The 15378-nt window shown below is 71.4% G+C and carries 13 protein-coding genes; 2 read left to right on the top strand and 11 right to left on the bottom strand.

Annotated features, from left to right (window positions below; genetic code table 11):
• Window positions 1-132 precede the first annotated feature (132 nt).
• Window positions 133-879, bottom strand: a complete 747-nt coding sequence (locus LADH09A_RS09760) for an MBL fold metallo-hydrolase (protein WP_238644558.1) — start codon at window positions 877-879, stop codon at window positions 133-135.
• A gap of 201 nt (window positions 880-1080) precedes the next feature.
• Here LADH09A_RS09760 and LADH09A_RS09755 point away from each other — a divergent pair, with 201 nt between their 5' ends.
• On the top strand, window positions 1081-1884 hold the full coding sequence (locus tag LADH09A_RS09755) for an SGNH/GDSL hydrolase family protein (RefSeq protein ID WP_238644557.1): 804 nt from the start codon (window positions 1081-1083) through the stop codon (window positions 1882-1884).
• Between the two features lie 146 nt (window positions 1885-2030).
• Here the strand turns inward: LADH09A_RS09755 and LADH09A_RS09750 are convergent, their stop codons facing one another.
• The 7 genes from LADH09A_RS09750 to LADH09A_RS09720 all read right to left on the bottom strand — a co-directional run bounded on the left by LADH09A_RS09750 (window position 2031) and on the right by LADH09A_RS09720 (window position 12801).
• A complete protein-coding gene (locus LADH09A_RS09750) occupies window positions 2031-2216 on the bottom strand; it encodes a hypothetical protein (protein ID WP_238644556.1) in 186 nt (61 codons plus the stop codon).
• A gap of 15 nt (window positions 2217-2231) precedes the next feature.
• Window positions 2232-2909, bottom strand: a complete 678-nt coding sequence (locus LADH09A_RS09745) for a DUF6338 family protein (RefSeq protein ID WP_238644555.1) — start codon at window positions 2907-2909, stop codon at window positions 2232-2234.
• Window positions 2906-7651, bottom strand: a complete 4746-nt coding sequence (locus LADH09A_RS09740; RefSeq protein ID WP_238644554.1) for a CHAT domain-containing tetratricopeptide repeat protein — start codon at window positions 7649-7651, stop codon at window positions 2906-2908. Before LADH09A_RS09740 ends, LADH09A_RS09745 begins: the two co-directional genes overlap by 4 nt.
• Window positions 7652-7848: 197 nt before the next feature.
• Window positions 7849-8712: an alpha/beta fold hydrolase gene (locus LADH09A_RS09735; RefSeq protein WP_238644553.1), complete on the bottom strand. Its 864-nt coding sequence runs from the start codon at window positions 8710-8712 to the stop codon at window positions 7849-7851.
• 100 nt (window positions 8713-8812) lie between these two features.
• Window positions 8813-9748 carry an RNA polymerase sigma-70 factor gene (locus tag LADH09A_RS09730; RefSeq protein ID WP_238644552.1) on the bottom strand — a complete coding sequence of 312 codons (936 nt, stop codon included), beginning with the start codon at window positions 9746-9748 and terminating at the stop codon, window positions 8813-8815.
• Complete coding sequence (locus LADH09A_RS09725) at window positions 9745-10950, bottom strand: NAD(P)/FAD-dependent oxidoreductase (protein ID WP_238644551.1); 1206 nt, start codon at window positions 10948-10950, stop codon at window positions 9745-9747. The genes LADH09A_RS09730 and LADH09A_RS09725 overlap by 4 nt, the downstream gene beginning before the upstream one ends.
• 141 nt (window positions 10951-11091) lie before the next feature.
• A complete protein-coding gene (locus LADH09A_RS09720; RefSeq protein WP_238644550.1) occupies window positions 11092-12801 on the bottom strand; it encodes a phosphodiester glycosidase family protein in 1710 nt (569 codons plus the stop codon).
• A 354-nt stretch (window positions 12802-13155) separates the two neighbouring features.
• Between LADH09A_RS09720 and LADH09A_RS09715 the strand changes: the two genes are divergently transcribed.
• Window positions 13156-13776 carry a DUF1963 domain-containing protein gene (locus LADH09A_RS09715; RefSeq protein WP_238644549.1) on the top strand — a complete coding sequence of 207 codons (621 nt, stop codon included), beginning with the start codon at window positions 13156-13158 and terminating at the stop codon, window positions 13774-13776.
• A gap of 84 nt (window positions 13777-13860) precedes the next feature.
• On the opposite strand, the gene LADH09A_RS09710 is transcribed toward LADH09A_RS09715, so the two are convergent.
• The 3 genes from LADH09A_RS09710 to LADH09A_RS09700 form a co-directional block, all read right to left on the bottom strand.
• Entirely contained in the window at window positions 13861-14190 is a 330-nt protein-coding gene (locus LADH09A_RS09710; RefSeq protein WP_238644548.1) for a TraR/DksA family transcriptional regulator, read from the bottom strand.
• Window positions 14191-14626: 436 nt separating this feature from the next.
• Entirely contained in the window at window positions 14627-14959 is a 333-nt protein-coding gene (locus tag LADH09A_RS09705) for a YciI family protein (protein WP_238644547.1), read from the bottom strand.
• A gap of 191 nt (window positions 14960-15150) precedes the next feature.
• Entirely contained in the window at window positions 15151-15375 is a 225-nt protein-coding gene (locus LADH09A_RS09700) for a hypothetical protein (RefSeq protein WP_238644546.1), read from the bottom strand.
• Window positions 15376-15378: the final 3 nt, after the last annotated feature.

The following is a 15378-nucleotide window of genomic DNA, read 5'->3' as shown; positions in this document are numbered from 1 at the left end:
ACCACTGTGGCCACGCCAGCACCCCGACGCCTCCCTCTCTGGGTGGGCCTGACTCCCCCGGAGGAGCGAGGCGCGAGCGTGGTCGCACGCATCGTGCGCGACGATGCCCACGTCCCTCGAACCGACGTACCCTCAGCCCTTCCTGCTCAGGTACGTGTCGGCCAACTGGCGAAGCCGTGCCCTGTCGAAGCTGTGCCCGTGCCCGGGGTGGACGACGGACACGTCGAGGTCGGCGAGGATCCGCATACTTTGCCGGTAGGCCGCCACGTCCGAGTTCGGCAGATCGTCGATCAGGGCGCCGTCGTAGACGATGTCGCCGGAGTACAGGGTCCCGGTGCGCTCCTCCAGCAGGGCGATGCTGCCCGGTGTGTGGCCGGGGAGGTGCAGCACGGTCAGCACCCGCCCGCCCAGGTCGATCCGGTCGCCGTCGTCGAGCAGGCGGTTCAGGGTCAGCGGTGCGATGCGGTAGCTGGCCGGGTCGTAGTCGGGAGCGGGCAGGGCGTCGAGCATGAGCTCCGGGACCGGTTCTCCCGCTGGGTCGATCCCGAGTTTGTCGTATAGCTCCGCGCCGTACAGGCTCGCCGGCACGCCCGCCGCCAGGACTCCCGCCTCCGCGGGGTGTGCGGCCCGGTCGGCGAACTCGGCTGCCCCACCGACGTGGTCCAGGTGCGCGTGCGTCAGCAGGACCATCGGATCGCGTGCGAACAGGCCCGGAATCGCCTCCCGCAGGGCGACGACACCGAGCCCGGCATCGATCACCAGGTCACGATCGTTGCCGCCCAGCCACCAGAAGTTCGCGGACAGCAGCTCGTTGACGTGCGGCTCCGAGATCCGGATGACGTCGTCACCCACGTCGGCCTGCGTGTGCCAGTCGACCATGTCCACCAGTGTGCCAGCCCGGTGACGCCGCCGAGATCCCGTCGGACCCCTGCCCTGCGCCGCGGGGAGGGCCGGTGAGGCGCGGTCCCCAGCCCCTGTCGACGGGGCCGCACCCCCAGGAGTCGGCCGAGGATCTTTCCCACGTCGATATCCAGTGATATCTATGTCACACCACACCTCCTACCACCACCGGAGCGCGACGTGCGGAGATCCCGTCTGGCAACCCTCGCCCTGAGCCTGGCCACGGCCCTGGGCGCCACCCTCACTCTGGCAGCGCCCGCCGAGGCCGCTCCCAGCGACCATTACGTCGCCCTCGGCGACTCCTACTCTTCGGGGGTGGGTGCCGGCAGCTACACCGCCGAGAGCGGATCCTGTCAGCGCAGCACCAACGCCTACCCGGCGCTGTACGCCGCCAACGTGCGGCCCGCGTCGTACCGGTCGGTTGCCTGTTCCGGTGCCACCACCGCCACCGTGACCAACACGCAGCTCAGCGCGCTCAGCGCCACCACGACGCTGGTCAGCGTCACGGTCGGCGGCAACGATGTCGGATTCGCCAACATCATGACCACCTGCGTGCTCTACGGGACCAACGACTGCGTGGCCGCCGTGCAGACCGCCGAGGACAAGGCGCGGGCCGACCTCGCCAACCTGCTGCGCACCGTCTACAGCGGAATTCGTACCCGTGCGCCCTCGGCCCGCGTGGTGGTCGTCGGTTACCCGGTCTTCTACCAGCTGGGCACGACGTGCATCGGGCTCAGCGCCACCTCGCGTGCGAAGATCAACGAAGGCATCAACCTGGTGAACGACCTCACCCGAAGTGCCGCCCAGACCGCCGGCTTCACCTTCGCCGACGTCCGGTCGCAGTTCGTCGGGCACCAGCTGTGCAGCTACGGCGACAAGTGGTTGCACGCCCTCAACTTCGCCAACCTCGGCATCTCCTACCACCCGACCGCGGCCGGCCAGTCCAGCGGCTACTACCCGGTCTTCCGCTCCGTCGCCGGCTGACGTCGAGGGGCGCGCGGGGCATCGAACATCGCCCCGCGCGCCCCTCGTCGAACGCCACCGGCCAAGCGCCCCGGCGGCTGACCTCCACGCACCCCGGGTCGCACCGGGTTCAGGCAGGCTCCCGACCAGATCCGCGCGACCGACGCTCAGCCCGGGTCCGCCGGTGCTGCCTCGTCGGCGGCACCACTGGTGCCGGATCGGCCCGAGGGCGGGCTCGCCGGCTTGGGCGGTGCGGTACGTGCCGTCGCGGTGCGGGCGTCGTCCTCGCCGCCGAGAAGACCGCCGAACTCGCGTTCGACCGCCCTCTTGCGGCGAAACGGCCAGATGCCCATGCGGGGCCTCCCTCGCTAGATGGTCTCCGGGTCGTTGGAGTCCTCGGGGTGCAGCCACTCCACGATGTCACCGTCCTTCAGCGACACCCAGACGCCGGCGCTGGCGGTCACGGCCGCACCGATCGTGCCGTCCGGCTCGATGTGGTGCTGGTCCTCGATGAAGATGTCCCTCGGCTCGGGATAGGTGCTGACGAAGGAGTTCACGCCGAACCAGCCGCCGACCCACCGACCCTCGGTGAGGCGGATGCGGACCCACCGGCCCTGGAGGCGACCTGCGGCCTGGTCCCAGGCGGTCGGCACCGGGGAGTACGTGGTGCGGCGCAGTGGCAACGGGATCCGGAGCCACCGCAGCACGGTCACCCGCTGCCAGCGTGGCTCGCCGTGACCGAGATACGCGAGCAGCGCCGGCACGAGCACGCCGAGCCCGAGGATCGCGGTGGCGGCGAGCCGCGGCTGCGCGGTCAGGGTCGCTCCGCCGTCGGCCACCCTGCTGACCGCCGGCGCGCCCAGCACCAGCAGGTAGACGGCGTCGAGGATGACGCTGACCAGGATGGCCTGCAGAACACGCGGCGCCCAGTCGCGGTCGTGCGGGCGGAAGCCCGAGACAGCCGCCCGTACGACGCCGAACACGATGCCGGGCAGCACGAGGACGAGGAAGACGGCGACCGCGTACGCGGAGGTGGGTAGCGTCATCGGCGCTCCTCGTCGGTGGAGGTGGTGCCGGATCGCTCGGCCCAGCCGGTGAGGTCGGCGACCTCCTCACGCAGAGCGGGCGGCATCTCCTGACCGGGGTCGGTGAAGGTGTCGGCGACGTCGGCCAGCATCTGCCCGACGGCCTGGGCGGCCTCGGCCGTACGGCCCAACTCGATCAGCCACCGGGCCAGGGCCGCCTCGAAGGCCGCGAGGTCGACGCGCCACCAGTCGACGTCGCGGTCGTGCTCCTTGAGTGTGGTGATCGCGAAACGCAGCAGCTCCAGCGCCGTGATCATGTCCCCGTGCACACGCAGGGACGCGGCCTGGTCGGCGAACGCCATCACCACGTACGGCCGGAACCGCACCATGTCCGTCGCCAGCAACTCGGTGTAGATCTGCAGGGCGCGGACGGCGAGGTCCGCCTGGTCCTCGGCGGGCTGCCCGTCCGGCGGGTTGCGCCAGAGGTGGGAGCAGTAGGCGGCAAGCACCGTCCGGCCGCGCAGCGGGTCCCTCTCGGCGGCGGCCTCCAGGAGGGCGAGGGCCACGTCGGGGCCGACCGGGCCGCACACGGTGGTGACGCTCTCGGCCGTCCGGGCAGCCAACTCGTGCACGGTGCTTCCCATGGTCGACCATCGGCCGGAGCGCTCGTCGATGTCGTACGCCCAGGCCAGCGCCTCGGCGGCCTTGCCTCCCGCACCGCTGGCGTACGCCTTGCCCGCCGCTTCGAGGAGGAGCCTGCGGACCTCTGGTCTCTCGTCGGGTCGGCGGTCGTCCTTCACCATCCGCACCAGCACGTCGACGTGGGTTTCGTGGAATCCTCGGCGGGGGTTGGGCAGCCGCAACTGCGTGGGCCAGCGGAGTGGCTCGGTCGCCCGCAGCCGGTGGGCGGACGCGGCACAGACGACGAAGACCGCCACGGCGAGCAGGGCATACCCGGCCAGGCGGCCCATGGTGGGGAGGTCCACGTCGAGGACGGGTGTGCCCCAGCGGCTGTCGCGGCGAAACCCCGGGTAGAACAGCGGGCTGAGCGCGGCCGGTATCGCCGGACGACCGGCCCGTTCGCAGGCCAGCCCGCCGAGCCAGGCGCCAGCTCCGGCCATCCAGACGACCGGCTGACCGACGATCGCGGCGAAGCGGCCCGGCGCCCGGCGCACACCGCGCAGTGCGGTGACCAGCTGCGCCGCCACCGCCCCCTCGACACCCGCGAGCACGGTGAACAGCAACGCCTGCGGTGTCTGCGGGAGCCCGGTGGCGCGCAGCACCGCACCGGTTGCCAGCAGGACGCCTGCGGTGACCGCCGCGAACAGGAAGGTGGGCCATGCCCGGTCGGTCACGTAGCCGGTGGTGTCGCGCCGCAAGGAGGTCAGCAGTTGCCGGGGTTTGCGGCGCCACGACATGGCGGCGAGGCCCACGGAGAACGTGAGCAGTCCCGTCACCCTGCCGGCCCGTGGTCGCGCGACCGGATCGTGGCGGCGCATCCACCGACGGATGAGCGCGGCGGTCTCCGTGTCGGCTGCCGACGCCAGGAGGCGGTCGAACTCCCGTGCCCCGATCTCCTCGCGCAGATCGAGGAACTCCTCGACAGGACCGCCGATGGCGGACGGGGTGGCGCTGTGGCGGGCGAGCCGGAACGCGCGCACGGTGTCGGTCATCGCCTCCTCGGTGCGGCCGAGTCGCTGGTGCACGCCCGCGAGGCCGGTCAACGCCCGTGCCTGCGCCTGGAGGTCCCTGGCGTCCTCGGCACGTTCCAGTGCATCGCGGTACGCGGCCAGCGCCGCGTCCGGTCGGTCGTGCCGTTCCTCCAGGTGTGCCAGCAGTCGGTGGGCCTGCGCCTGCCCCGGCAGGTCCCCGAGCAGCTCGTACGCCTCCAGCGCGGCCCGATAGCAGTCCTGGGCGCCGGTGAGGTCGTCGCTGTCCTCGGCGAGACCACCGAGTCGCTGGACGTACAGCGCGTTGATCGCCATTGCCGTGGGCAAATGCTCCCGGGCGGTGTTTCTGGCCCGGTGGTAGGCGATCCTGGCCTCGTCGCGCAGCCGCTGCGCCCGGTAGAGGTCGCCGAGATCGAGTTGGACGAGGCAGACGCCGCGGTGGTCGGCCTCTGCCTGGTAGAGCGCGAGAGCACGGTGCAGGTGCACCTCCGCCTCGGTGTAGCGGTGCTGCTCCAGGTCCGCGCGCCCCAGGTAGCGGTAGGTGGTGGCGATACCGAGCGCCGCACCGAGCGCCTCCGCCCGGGCGCGCGCCTCGTCGAGCAGCCGCCGGCCCCGGGTCGCCTCGCCGGTCCGCAACGCCACCTCCCCGAGACGGCGCAGGGTCTCCACGATCTCGCCCTCGTCCGCGAGTCGACGGAAGGTGATCAGCGCCCGGTCGAAGTGGGCCTCGGCCTCCGCGTCGTCCCCGGCCAGCGCCCAGAGGTCGCCGATGGCACGCGCGATGCGGGCGTACGACGCGGAGCCCGGGTCGACCCAGTCGCTCACCGTGAGGTACTGCTCGTGTGCGTGCTCCCATCGACCCACGTCGGCGAGCAGCCGGCAGGCCTGGTCGTTGACCCGCAGCGCCTCGTCGCGCTCGCCGACGGCCGCCAGGTGGTCCCGGGCGTGCAGCAGCGCGGCCGCGGGGTCGTGCGGCCGTCGGACCGTCCGCCAGTAGGTGGCGGCCCGGCGGTGCGCCACCTCGGCCGCGTCCGGCCACCGCCTCAGCAGCGCGCCGGCCACCCAGCGGTCCACCAGGTAGTGATCGCCGGTACGGGCGACGAGGCCGCTGGCGCAGAGCCGGTCCAGCGCCGCCTGGAGCGGTACACCCGACGAAGGGGCCGTGAAGGCGTCGGCGTCGACCGGTTCTCCGAACACCGCGACGTCCGCCAGCAACTGCTGGTCGGTGTGGTCGGCGAGGCGGTGCACCCCGGCCTCGTCCACCGAGTCGGTGACGGCACGGTCGATCAGGGGCTGCACGTCAGCATCCGGCCCGCGCCGGTCGGCCAGCGCGCCGATGCGCCGGTACGTGCCCGGATGCCCGCCGACGGCCTCGCGTACCCGGGTTTGTTCGGCCGGGTCCAGGGTGGACAGGCGGCGGGCGAGTTTCCGTGCCTCCGCCGGGGCCAACGGCCCGACCTGGTGGCGGTGCACAGGCGGCTCGCCGCCGATGGTGAACCGCTGGCCCGCCACGATCAGCAGGGGCTCGGCCGGCACGAGCCGGGTCCACGCGGCGAAGAACCGGGCCAGTTGCGGGTCGGCGAGCCGCCAGTCGGCGTCGCCCGGTCGTTGCGGGGGCAGCACCGCGTCGTCGGGCACCTCGGCGACGAGCGCGACCGGGCCGTCGCGCAGCGCGGGGTGCAGGGCCTGGAGGTGGTGCAGCCAGGAGCCGACGATCTCCTGTTGGGGCTCGCCCAGCGCCTCGCGGAGATCCCGCAGAACCCCGTCGACGCCCTGGTCGCAGCGGACCTGGACGACTCTCGGCTGGGGGGTCAGCCGCGCGAGGAGCGTCCCGGCGAGTGTGCGTACCCCGCTGCCGCCAAGCCCGTGCAGGAGCAGGAACGGTCGCGGTGAGCGCAGGAGTTTACCCAGCTCGCGCAGGTCGCCGCGGCGGCCGACGAAGGTCGCCCGCGCCGGGCGTGGTGTCGGCGGTGCGGTGCCCGTGCGGTACAGCGGGCCCGGCGCCACGCGGGTGTAGAGGGCCGGAACCCACCACTCCACCTGGTTCTGCCCCGGCGAGGTCGGCGTGGAGACCTGCCGGGCGTCCTCCAACTCGTGCCGGGCCCGGGTCAGTGCGGTCAGCGGGTCGGTGACGTCGTCCGTGACGAGCATCCGGTAGAACGCGCCGGCAAGGTCGGTCGCGTAGGCGTCGCTCACCGCCGAGGTCATCGCCAGCACGGTCGGTACGCCGTGGTGCATCAGACCGCGTGCCAGGCCGCTGAACTCGTCCGAATCGCCCGCGCCGGAGCCGACGCCGGTGGAGCAGGCCGCGAGCACCACGACCGGTGCGGCCCCGGCGCCGGCCAGCACCGCCGCCGCGAGCCGGGCGGTGGTCACGTCGTCGGGATAGCCGTCGTCGTCCTCCAGGCGCAGGGTCCCCGCGTCGGCGTGGGCGGTCACGTGCACCACGTGGTACGCGCCGGCCCGCACCGCCTCCTCGATCGCCGTCAGCGTGCCCCACTCGAGCACGTCGACCTCGGCGCCACGGCCTCCGTGCACCGCGGGATCGGTCGCCGACAGCAGCCGGTCGACCTCGGCCTCGTAGTCGAGCAGCGTGTCGGCACCGCGTTCGGGGCTGGCCACGACGGCGAGAATCCGCAACGGCCCGTCGGTGGGCGTGTTCGCGGCCTCGGTCCCGCCGTCCACGGTGCGGCAGAGCTGCACCCGTCGGTCGAGCCCGAGCGGCACGGTCTCGCCCGGCGGCACCAGGGCCTCCCACGGCAGGTCGGTGAGTGCGTGGTCGGGCACGTCGACCTCGACCCGCAAGGGCCCGGGTTGCGCCGCCCGCATCGCCGCGGTCAGCGCCGCACCCGTGGGGCCGGCCAGGAAGTGCTCACCGAGGCGGCGGCCGAGCTGGTCGAGCGCGTCGACGTAGCGGTCGACGGCGCCGCCGGACGCCCGTTGGCCTGCCGCACGACGCCGCGCGGTCGTCACCGTTCGCAGGTCGGCATCGATGCGGTGCCGCTCTGCCGTCACGCGGTGCCGGGTACGCACTCCGCCGTACTCGACCGTCACCTCGTCGCCGACGATGCGTAGCCGCACGGGAACCCCCATGCCCCGCACCCTAGATCGGCGGACCGCCCACTGAGAGTCGTGGATGCGTCAGTGCGGCCACCGAGGTACGGCCGATGACGAATCGGGCCTGAGTAGCCCCGGGCGTGTCCGCCGAACAGTCGGCGGCGTCGATGAAACACTCACGCCCGCTCGGTCCGAACGACGCCAGCACGAGGGCCTACGGGCCGATGGCATGGTCACGCGAGGAAGGTGTGCAGCGTCGTCGTGAGGTCGTCGGGATTCTCCTCGGCGACGTGGTGCCCGGACTCGATCGGGTGGCCGCGCAGATCGTCGACCCAGGGCCGCCAGACGGCGAGCGGATCACCGTAGAGGTCCTCCATGTCGTCGCGGGTCGACCAGAGGAACAGCGTCGGACAGCGGACCGTGCGACCGGCACGCCGGTCGGCTTCCTCGTGCTCCCGGTCGACGCCCAGGCCGGCGCGGTAGTCCTCCAGCATCGCCCGGACCGTTGCCGGGTCGTGGATGGCCTTCCGGAACTCCTGGTAGTTGTCGGCCCCCATGCTCTGCGGCTGGGCCTTGCTGGCGTACCAGGCGTCCGGGTCGGCGGTGATGGCTCGCTCGGGCTTGTCGGGCTGCGCGAAGAAGAACCAGTGGTACCAGTCGTGGGCGAACTTCGCGTCGCACCTGGCGAGGGCCTCACTGATGGGCACACCGTCGAGGACCACGAGTCGGCTGACCACGTCGGGATGGTCCAGCGCCAGGCGCAACGCCACGTAGCAGCCGCGGTCGTGCCCGACCGTGGCGAATGTCGGATGACCCAGGATGTCCATCAGTCGGACCAGGTCCGCCGCGACCGCCCGTTTGGACTGCTGAGAGTGGTCCGCGAGGATTCTCGCCTTGCCGGACTGGCCATAGCCCCGCATGTCAGGGCAGACGACGGTGAAGCCGCGGTCCACCAACTGTGGTGCCACCCGGTGCCACGTCGACCCCGTGCGCGGATGGCCGTGGACGAGGAGCACCGGGGGCCCCTGCCCGGCGTGCCGGACACGAAGTTCCACCTCCCCGACGTCGACCCTCTCGTCGGTGAAACCGTCAAACATGCGCGACGAGTATCCGAGCCGCCCGCCCCGCAAACCTGCGCCCACGTACCGTCTGGTCAGGGCATCGACCGGGTCCCGGCCGCACCGACCGTCACCCGCGTCAGCGCGGAGGAACTGATCGGGTACGGACGTCGCGCGCGGTGCCGTCGGCGACGGCCTGGAGTTTGTCGGGGTTGGCGACGTTGTGGATGCCGATGATGCGCCCGCTGGCGTCGACATCGACGGTGACGGTGGCGACCACCCGACCCGACCCGCGGAAAATCATGCCCAGCCCGCCATTGATCTCGACCAGCTCGGCGCTCATGTCGGCGGGCTCGACACCCTGGTAGGTGACGGTGCCGATGGCCGTGAACCAGGCGGCCACCGTCTGTGCCCCCACCACCGGACGCATGGCCTGGCGAACCTTGCCGCCACCGTCGGTCCAGAGTGCGACGTCCGGCGACAGCAGCTCCATGAGGGCGTTGATGTCCCCACCGGTCGCGGCGGCGAAGAACCGCCGGGTGACCTCGTGCTGCCGCGACCGGTCCGCGACGAAGCGGGGCCGCCGGGCCCGCACGTGCTCACGAGCGCGGTGCGCGGCCTGGCGCACCGCGGCCTCGGAACGCTCCACCGCCTCCGCGATCTCGGCATGGCTGAGGTCGAAGACCTCCTTGAGGACGAACACCGCGCGCTCCAGCGGACTCAGTGTCTCCAGCACCACCAGCATGGCCATCGAGACGGACTCGGCGGTCGTGACGGCGTCGGCGGTGTCCCCGGTGGTGAGAATCGGCTCCGGAAGCCACGGCCCGACGTACGTCTCACGCTTGTGCCGGGTGGAACGCAGCCGGTCCATGGCCAGGTTCGACACGATCCGCGTCAGATAGGCCCTGGGGTCGGCCACCTGTGCGCGGTCGGCGGCCGACCACTTGATCCAGGCGTCCTGGACCGCGTCCTCGGCGTCGGCCGCCGTGCCGAGAATGCGGTATGCCACCGAGAACAGCAGGTTGCGATGCTCGTTGTAGACCTGCTGGTCGAGCTCCCGGAACGGATGGGTCACCGCGCGTCCCGAACCCGGGTGAAGCGGCCACCGCGGGGCCAGAACGCGCCCGCGGACGGCATCCGCTTCATGCGGCCGTACGTCGGCCAGGGTGAGGCAGTCACCGTCTCCTTGTACCAGGCCGCTCGACGGCCGGTCAGATACAGCCGTCGAGGGCTGTCGTCGGGGTGGGTGAACTGGACGACCGCGTCGTGCCGTCCCAGACTCACCGGTGTGTGGTAGTAGCCGAAGCGAAAGGGCTCGGCCTTCCTGCCCTCCAGTGCGCGGGCGATCGTCACCGCGGCGTGCACCCCGGACGGCATGCCGCCCTGGCAGGTGCCGTGCATGACGCCGTAACGCTGACGGATCGCGGCCGCGTCGCCCACGGCGTACACGTCGGGGTGCGACACCGACCGCAGCGCGGGGTCGGTGACGACGCGACCGCGACCATCGACGGTCAGACCGGCGGCGGCAGCCAGCGGCGACACCCGCGTGCCACTCGTCCACAGGACGACGTCGGCGGCGACGGTCTCCCCGCCAGCCAACTCGACCGAACCGGCCAGCACCTTCACCACCTCGACCCCGCTGCGCACCCGAACGCCCAGGCGATCGAGCGCGGACCGCAGATGTGCCCTGACCTTCGGGATCATGGTCGAGCCGGGCTCCTGCCGACCCAGCAGCACGACGGTCAGCTCCGGGTGCCGCTCGGCGATCTCCGCGGCCGACTCGACGCCGGTCAGACCACTGCCACCGACCACCACGGTGCCGCTGCCGAGCCGCGCCAGCGAGTCAGCGAGCACCTCGGCGTCCTGGACGCTGTTCAGCGTGTACGCGTGGTCCCCGACACCCGGCACCGACTCCGTGTCGGCCACACCGCCCAACCCGTACACCAGGGTGTCGTAGTGCAACACCCGGTCGTCGTCGAGCCGCACGGTCTTCGCGTCCGCGTCCAGCGCCGTCACCCAGCCGCGCACGAACTGTGCGCCCGTGCCGTCCAGCAACTCCGGGATGCTCATCTCGGCGAGCCGCTGCCCGGTCGCCGTCATGTGCAGCCGCAGGCGCTCGGTGAACCGCTCCTGCGCGTTCACCAGGGTCACCCGCACACCCTCGCGCCGCCTGACCCGGGCCGCGAGCTGGATCGCCGTGGCCATCCCCGCGTACCCCGCTCCCAGAATGACCACCCGATGCGCGGTCGCCGTCCCGACCTCGTGCCCTGTGCTCATCGTTCCGCCTCTTTCCTCGCGCTGACGACCACCAGACGCAAGCTGCCGACGTGTCCGTGACATGAGGTCGATGTGACGCGGGACATGGTCGACCGACGGCGGCCCCGACGGCGCCCTTTCGGGGTCCGGGCTACGCCGCGGTCACTTCGCCCGCAGCACGATCGCGTTGCCGACGCGGCGCTCGGTGACCGGCTCGTGGCCCCAGTAGTCGGTGGGGCGGTTGTAGAGGATGTCGTTGATCAGGAGCGTGCTGTCCCCGCCGATGCCCAGCATCATGGCGTCGACCGCGCCCAGCCACTTCATCACCGCTGCGGCCTCGGGCATGGTCACTCCGACGCTCACCCCCGGGCGGCGTCCGTCGATCACCACCAGCAGTAGTTGACCGGCGGCGGTGATGCCGGCCAGGGTCCGCGGATGCCGGTCCAGGAAGAGGCTGGTGTGGTAGCCGTCGCGGGACCGGTAGCCGTTCGCACCCGCGTTGATCCACACCTCGCCGCCGCGGACCAGAGCCGGACCACCGGAAACCGCGGTGAACGTCGGGCTCGTCACCCGCTGCCCCTGCGGGTCCAGGATCTGGGTGCCGGGCTGGAAGGCCCGGTTGAGGACGGTGTGGTCACGCAACCACTGCGCGCCGGTGCCGATGCCCTGCAGGACGCGACCACCGGCGGGGATGGGGCCGCCGGCCGGGCTGCGCACCTGCTTCGCCACCCAGTTGCCGTCGACCACGACGTCGACACTGCCGGCCGGTCCGGCCGGCGTCTCCGATCCCCACTCCGGGCGGAAGACCACGATCTCGTCCGGGTCGGTGCAGGTCTCGTACCGCCACGGCTGGCCGGAGTCGGGCAGGTCGCCGGGCACGCCGCCGGGCGTCGACGGCGGCCGCAGGTCCCCACCGACGCCACCGCAGTGGGCGATCTTTCCCGGCTTGCGGTGGAAGCCGTCGAGCTGCCACTGGGCACCGTCCGGGGCCTTCACCGTGCTCGACGTGGTCAGCTCGGTGATTCGCAACGGGCCGTTCGCACCGTTGAGCAGCAGCGCGGTCCGCCCGTTCACCGCTTCGCTCAGCAGGTTGTTGTTCTGGACGTAGATGCCCATCGGGTCGCCGTCGAAGCCGTTGAAGTCCGGGTTGTTCGGGCTGTCGATGTCGAACTCGCTCGCATTGACGGCGGCGAGGGCGCCGGCATGCCGCGCGATGACCCGTGCCGTGTCGGCACCGCGCAACTCCGGCCCGTGCGAGGCGCCGATCGTCACCGCCGCATCCGGTTCCACCACCAGGGCCCGCACCTCCCACGGGCCGGTGCTGACCTGCTCCCGGAAAGCCTCGTGTTCGACGACGCCGGTGATACCGGCGCGCTTGACCTCAGCCAGCCTTGTCTCAGCCGACGCGGTGTCAGTGAACGCGCCGAGGTGCACGCCGTAGAACGTGGTCAGGTCGGCCGGTGGCCGGTACTGCAGATCCGCGGGCAGGGGTGGGTCGTAGGTGACCTTCGTGGCCTCCGGGTAGCCGGCCTCTCGCAGGTCCGTCACGTAGCCGTCCGCCAGAGCGGAGCTGCGGGTCACGAGGTCGGTGCGGTTGGGTGGAAGGTGCAGGGCTATCGTCCAGGACGATGAGGCGTAGCCCTGGGTGTACTTACGGTAGGTGACCCCGGGAGCGGGCGTCTGCACCGAACCGACCTTGGTCGCCAGGCTCTCCGGGCCCAGGGGCATGCGGGTGATCGGGTCCTGGAAGGGCACCGAGCCGTTCACGACAATCGGGCTGACGTCGGCGGCCGCCGGGCGCGACACGGCCAGCGCGACGACGGTGGCGACGATGGCCAGAGCGGTCACGCGAAACCGGACACGGTGATTCATGGCAGCTCCCCCGTGGATCAGATGTCGCAGCCACCAGGCGGCGCCCCGCAGTCTTGCATCCGCAACCGCGCGTCGTCAGTCCCACCCGATCGTCAACGTCCACGGGGCTCCGCCCGAGCCGCGCGGCGTCCACTGCCGTCGGCGGACCCAACCGCTGTGGGTCTCCTCGCTGAACTCGATCACCGAGAGCGCCTTGTCCAGCCGGCCGGCCGCCAGCTGACCTCGTCGCCCGGGACGCCCAACGCGAGCGCCGCACGACGAAACCGCCCCTGACGATCCATGCCGCAGGATGATGCCACTCATCCGATCGGAGCCTGGTGCCGTCTGATCTGCCTCCGCCCGTACCCTGCTCGCGTGGTGAAGCTGATGACCTACGCCGGCCCGGCATCGGACGACGCTTTCGGGACCCGCACAGGCGGGCTGCCGCACGTACCGCGGGAGTTCGAATGGCCTCGATGCCGGGAGTGCGCGGGCCCGATGCAATTCCTGGCGCAGGTCGACCTGGCGGATGTCGAGCCGGACAGCGTCGGCCTGCTCTCGGTCTTCATGTGTCAGAACGATCCCGGATTGTGCGACGAGTGGGATCCCGGCGCCGGCGGCAATCGAGCGTTCATCTTTCTGACTGACATCGCCCCTACCCACACCCCTCCAGGGGACGGCATCACGCTGCTGGACGCCACCTGCGCGGTCGAGTTCGAGGATATCGATGCGGAGAATTACCTCGACGCTCCCGAGCACTGGCACCAACGCAGCGGCCGGCCTCAGCGGGAGGTCCTGGGCCAGCTCGGTGGTCAGCCTGCCTGGCTCCAGAACGACGAGACTCCCACGTGCGGCACCTGTGCGGTTTCGATGGCGTTCGTCGTGCAGTTGGAGGAAGGCCACGATCACCGCACCTCGATCAACTTTGGCGGCGGTTGCGGCTACGCCTTCTACTGCCGAGGATGCGCCACGGCAGCATTCCTGTGGCAGTGCTGAACCGTCGACGTCAGCGGGGCCACGGGCAGGCTTCGATCGCCGGTGTGTGGCTGCCGCGCCGCGGCACGGCAGCCACACGGGGCGTCACTTGTTGTGCTTCTCCTGGCACGGCACGCAGAAGCGGGCGTGCGGGAGGACCTCGAGCCGCTCGGCCGGGATGTTCTGGCGGCACTTCTGGCAGGCGCCGTAGGTGCCGTCGCTGATCCGGCCCAGCGCACCGGTGATCTGCTCGATGTTTCGGCGGGTGGCCAGCAGCAGCGCGGCCTGGTTGTGCGCCTCGCTGGGGTCGCCGGTGTCCGCGTTGAGCTCGGTCAGTTCCCGCAGCCGAGCCGTCTGTGTGGCGAAATCGTCCGCCAGGGACGCTCGCAGATCAGCCAGCCAACCCTGATCGACAGCACGATGATCGACGCTCATGGTCTACCTCTCCTTCGAGGGGAAAAGAAAAAGGGCCGAAGCTCGAACAGCTTCGCCCTGGCGGTCGTTCTGGGATGCAACGATTCCGCGGGAGGGCCTCGGCCGATTGGCGGCGGGCTCGACATCTTGTGCGAGGGCGCGATGTGCAGCGCGCGGACGACCGGCACCCGCATCCCCACCGTCAGGCGTCGCTCGGTCGCCACGCGAGCAGCGCGAAGCGCCGCCAGCACAGTGACGACAGACGAGCAGAAAGTAACCGACGGCATGACTCCACCATAGGTGGGCCTCTGCCCTAAAGCCAACGACTGCGGCGGGATCTCATCCTGACCACGGCCCGCGACCCGCAACGTCTCTTCACCGCTCAGACCGGACGATGACGGCACCGTCTGGAAGGCGGGGCCAGTCCGCACAGTTCACCAACTCGCCGGGTGCCGCATCAGGTGGGCGGAGAGGGACACTCCAGGACCGCGATCGAGTTTCCGGGGAACAGCCCCAGGTGCGGGTGCCCGGAGAAGATCCGAACCGCCTCGTCGTGCGAGTCCGCTTCGACGATGGTGTAGCCGGTCATGGCATCGGTGAAGTCCTCGACACCCCGGGCCGTGACCAGCTTCTTCGCGTTCAAGGGAGCGCCGGGGTCGACGAGAGCCTTCTCGTTGGTCTGTGCCCATGACGCCCACGCGTCGATGAACTCAGCCTGTTGCTGCTCGGTGAGCTCGGCCTTGCCGGCCTCATCGGCGGCGCCGTTGAAGAGTGCAAGGAACTTGGCCATCCCCGCATGGTAGCGACGGCCTGCTCACGCCGCCGAGGGGTGACCGCGAGCCGCGAGCCGCGGACGCCGTGCGCTGCGCCAAAAGGTCCCCTGGTGGTGCTGCACCACCTGGCACACGCCCACCGCCGCCCCGCGACGCTGCCCCTCCCACAGCCCGCCGACCGATACCGGCAGACCCGTGGGACGGTCGATCAGCCGCTTCGGCGGTTACCCCACTGGCGCGGGCTCTGGACGGAGCCCCGGCCGCCGAAGTGCTGGCCCTTCCCATGCGGTTGAGGCGAGGCGACCTTGCCCTTCGCGCGACGGGCAGCCCGATTCGAGGGAGCGGCGGTCTCGTCGGCCTCGTCGGTCTCGTCGGTGGTGGGGGTGTCGGCATCCGCCGCTTGGGCGTCTTCGACGGGCTCAGGCTCCGGCATCGG

The organism is Micromonospora cabrerizensis, assembly GCF_022230955.1.
Taxonomy (GTDB): Bacteria; Actinomycetota; Actinomycetes; order Mycobacteriales; family Micromonosporaceae; genus Micromonospora; species Micromonospora cabrerizensis.
The sequence above is the reverse complement of the archived record's forward strand: the minus strand, read 5'-3'. Positions and strand labels throughout refer to the sequence as shown.

Bases quoted from the DNA above. Each gene is read 5' to 3' on its own strand.
- LADH09A_RS09760 (WP_238644558.1), bottom strand. From the start codon at position 879: ATGGTCGACTGGCACACGCAGGCCGACGTGGGTGACGACGTCATCCGG.
- LADH09A_RS09750 (WP_238644556.1), bottom strand. From the start codon at position 2,216: ATGGGCATCTGGCCGTTTCGCCGCAAGAGGGCGGTCGAACGCGAGTTC.
- LADH09A_RS09745 (WP_238644555.1), bottom strand. From the start codon at position 2,909: ATGACGCTACCCACCTCCGCGTACGCGGTCGCCGTCTTCCTCGTCCTC.
- LADH09A_RS09740 (WP_238644554.1), bottom strand. From the start codon at position 7,651: ATGGGGGTTCCCGTGCGGCTACGCATCGTCGGCGACGAGGTGACGGTC.
- LADH09A_RS09735 (WP_238644553.1), bottom strand. From the start codon at position 8,712: ATGTTTGACGGTTTCACCGACGAGAGGGTCGACGTCGGGGAGGTGGAA.
- LADH09A_RS09725 (WP_238644551.1), bottom strand. From the start codon at position 10,950: ATGAGCACAGGGCACGAGGTCGGGACGGCGACCGCGCATCGGGTGGTC.
- LADH09A_RS09720 (WP_238644550.1), bottom strand. From the start codon at position 12,801: ATGAATCACCGTGTCCGGTTTCGCGTGACCGCTCTGGCCATCGTCGCC.
- LADH09A_RS09710 (WP_238644548.1), bottom strand. From the start codon at position 14,190: ATGAGCGTCGATCATCGTGCTGTCGATCAGGGTTGGCTGGCTGATCTG.
- LADH09A_RS09705 (WP_238644547.1), bottom strand. From the start codon at position 14,959: ATGGCCAAGTTCCTTGCACTCTTCAACGGCGCCGCCGATGAGGCCGGC.
- LADH09A_RS09700 (WP_238644546.1), bottom strand. From the start codon at position 15,375: ATGCCGGAGCCTGAGCCCGTCGAAGACGCCCAAGCGGCGGATGCCGAC.